The sequence below is a fragment of the uncultured Campylobacter sp. genome, from assembly GCF_938018145.1.
GTDB lineage: Bacteria > Campylobacterota > Campylobacteria > Campylobacterales > Campylobacteraceae > Campylobacter_A.
On record NZ_CALIII010000194.1, the window covers coordinates 1 to 2,998 of the forward strand.

At 47.6% G+C, this 2,998-nt stretch carries 4 protein-coding genes; all 4 read left to right on the forward strand.

All coding sequences use genetic code 11. The features are described from left to right. Window positions 1–737: tetratricopeptide repeat protein (locus Q0338_RS04475; protein WP_298085708.1), on the forward strand; the 737-nt coding region annotated here is incomplete at its 5' end. Window positions 738–796: 59 nt separating this feature from the next. Beyond that, on the forward strand, window positions 797–1,408 hold the full coding sequence (locus tag Q0338_RS04480) for a peptidylprolyl isomerase (protein ID WP_298085709.1): 612 nt from the start codon (window positions 797–799) through the stop codon (window positions 1,406–1,408). A 10-nt stretch (window positions 1,409–1,418) separates the two neighbouring features. After that, a complete protein-coding gene (gene fabD, locus Q0338_RS04485) occupies window positions 1,419–2,339 on the forward strand; it encodes an ACP S-malonyltransferase (RefSeq protein ID WP_298085710.1) in 921 nt (306 codons plus the stop codon). Then, window positions 2,336–2,998, forward strand: a 663-nt coding sequence (locus Q0338_RS04490) for a 5'-methylthioadenosine/adenosylhomocysteine nucleosidase (RefSeq protein ID WP_298085711.1), incomplete at its 3' end; no start/stop codon positions are given. The genes fabD and Q0338_RS04490, both read left to right, overlap by 4 nt.

A 2,998-nucleotide genomic window follows, 5' to 3' on the forward strand; every position in this document is an offset into this window, starting at 1 on the left:
AAAATCTAAGTAGAAATATGGGTGACGTTGAGTCAAATTTAAATGCCATGCAAGAGCGCTTAGAAGGCTTACAGAGCGTGCTAGATGGACTAAACTCAAGAATGTCTAGGATAGAAAAAAGACTAAACGATATCGAAGGAAACGACGGAAATTCTACCGCAAAAAGTGATTTTGACGAGCTTAAAAAATACGTAGAAGAAAGCCGAAAAATACAAGAGGCCAACAACGCAAAAATCACCAAAGCCCTTAAAGATATGGGCGCTTTGATAGATAAGAGCAACGCCGCACCTGCTACCACAAAAAAAAACGATGAAGACAAGCCGGTAGCTAGCAGTAGCCCAGCCGCTGCTGAGTCGCAAGCTCCAAAGACTGATTTTACCAAACAAAAAAATCAAGACGTAGCAAGCGAAGCTAAAAAGCTATTTGACGCAGGTAAGCTCGACGATGCAAAGGCTAGATACGAATATCTTTTAAGTAAAGATCATAAGCCTGCGATGGCAAATTTTTATCTCGGCGAGATAGCGTATCAGCAAAAAGCTTACAACAACGCCATAAAATACTACCAGCAAAGTATCCAGCTCTACGACAAGGCCGAGTATACGCCAAAGCTTCTTTATCACACTGCTATTAGCTTTGATAAGATAAAAGACACGGCGAGTGCGAATAAATTTTACAAAGCGCTAAAACTAGGCTATCCGGACAGCAAAGAAGCCAAAGCCGCACCTACTCGAAACTAAAACATTCTTTAATAAATTTAACGATATAATCACGTTATTTTCATAAATAGGAGAAGAACGTGAAAGAACAAGTTATAGCTATGTTTTATGAGCTAAAAGACGCAAAAACAGGCGAAATTTTAGAGTCCAATATGCAAGTAGGACAGGAGATTTCCTTTTTAACGGGCCGCGGACATATCATCGAGAAGCTAGAAGAAGAGGTCGCTAAGCTAGAAAAGGGCGAAACTAAGGTTATCGTTATCCCAGCTGCGCAGGCTTGTGGCGAGTACGACTCTAGTGCCGTTCAGATGCTTCCTAAAGAGCAATTTGCAGGCATCGAGCTAAAAGAGGGCATGGAGCTTTTTGGTCAAGGCGAGCACGGCGAGAGCGTACGCGTGATAGTAAAATCTATCGGCGAGGACGACGTGACTGTTGATTTTAACCACCCTTACGCAGGCAAAGATTTGGAGTTTAAGGTTCAAATTTTCGACAAACGCGATGCTACAGAGGACGAGATAGCTACCGGCATGGTAGGCGGCGCGCACTCGTGCGGATGCGGCGGACACGACCACGACCATCACCACAGCGAAGGTGGATGTTGTGGCGGTCACGGTCATCACGATCACAAAGAGGGTGGTTGCTGCGGCGGACATGGTCATCATCACGATGACGGCGGATGCGGTTGCCACTAAGAGTACCTAGATGAGAGCGGCGTTTATATTTCCGGGACAAGGCTCGCAAAGTATCGGCATGGGTAAGGAAATTTACGAAAATTTCCGCCCGGCCGCCGAGCTTTTGCAAAATGCAAGCGATAGCCTAAAAATCGACTTTTCAAATCTACTTTTCAACGAAAATGACCTTATAAACAGGAGCGAATTTACTCAGCCCGCCATCGTTTTAAATTCGCTTATGTGCTATCTTGCTTTAAAGCAAAGCGTAAATTTAGAGCCTAGCTTCGCGCTTGGCCACTCTTTGGGCGAGTTTAGCGCGCTTGCGGTTAGCGGCGCGTTTGATTTTGTTGATGCGCTTAGGATCGTAAATTTGCGCGGTAAATTTATGCAAGAGGACTGCGCGGGCAAAGACGTGACGATGAGCGTTATTTTGGGGCTTAGCGACGAGACGGTCGAGCAAATTTGCAAAAACGCGCAAGCGGACGGCCATCAAATTTACGCCGCGAACTACAACTGCGACGGTCAGATCGTGATCGCGGGACTAAAAGACGACATCGCCAAATTTGAGTCTGCGTTTAAAGAAGCGGGCGCTAAGCGCGTGCTGCCTCTAAATATGTCCGTCATCAGCCACTGCCCGCTTTTGAAAAACGCGAGCGAGAAACTAACGGCACAGCTAGAGCCGGCATTAGCCGCTAAATTTGCCCCAGTCGTTTCAAACGCGTCGGCGAAAGCTTACGGCACGAAAGACGAAGCGCTAAATTTGCTAAAAGCCCAGCTCGTTAGCCCCGTTTTATACAAACAAAGCATCAAAAGCATCGAAAACGAGGTCGATATTTTCGTGGAGTTCGGCGGTAGCGTGCTAAAAGGCATCAACAAAAAAATCACCGAAAAGCCGACCTTTAGCGTCACCGATCTTGGCAGCCTTGACGAGCTTTTAAAGGAGCTTAAATGATAGCGATCTTAGGCGCGATGCGCGAGGAGGTCGCTCCTCTGCTCGAGCGTATCAAAGACTACAAAGAAGTTAAGCATGCAAATAACGTATTTTACCTCGCAAATTTCGGCGGCAAAGAGCTTGTGATCGCCTACTCTAAGATCGGCAAGGTAAACGCTGCTCTGACCGCAAGCGCGATGATCGAGAAATTTGGTGCCAAGAAACTGCTTTTTACCGGCGTCGCAGGTGCGCTAAATCCAAATTTGAAAATCGGCGATATGCTTTACGCGACTAGTCTAGTGCAGCACGATGTCGATATCACGGCGTTTGGACACCCGCACGGCTACGTGCCTGAGACTAGCATCTTTATCAAAAGCGATGACGCTTTAAACGCGCTAGCATCTAGCGTCGCGGCAGAAAAAGGCATTGCGCTAAAAGGCGGCGTCATAGCAACTGGCGATCAGTTCATCTGCGACAACGCGAAAAAAGAGTGGCTCAAAGCGACCTTCAAAGCCGACGCGGCCGAGATGGAGGGCGCTAGCGTGGCGCTAGTTTGCGAGAGTCTGGGCGTGCCGTTTTTCGTGCTTCGCGCGATCAGCGACGAGGCGGGCGGCAGCGCGGAGTTTGACTTCGATAAATTTTTACAAGACTCGGCAAACGTGAGCGCGCAGTTCATGCTC

Coding starts and splice junctions, on each gene's coding strand:
- fabD (WP_298085710.1), top strand. CDS start 1,419: ATGAGAGCGGCGTTTATATTTCCGGGACAAGGCTCGCAAAGTATCGGC.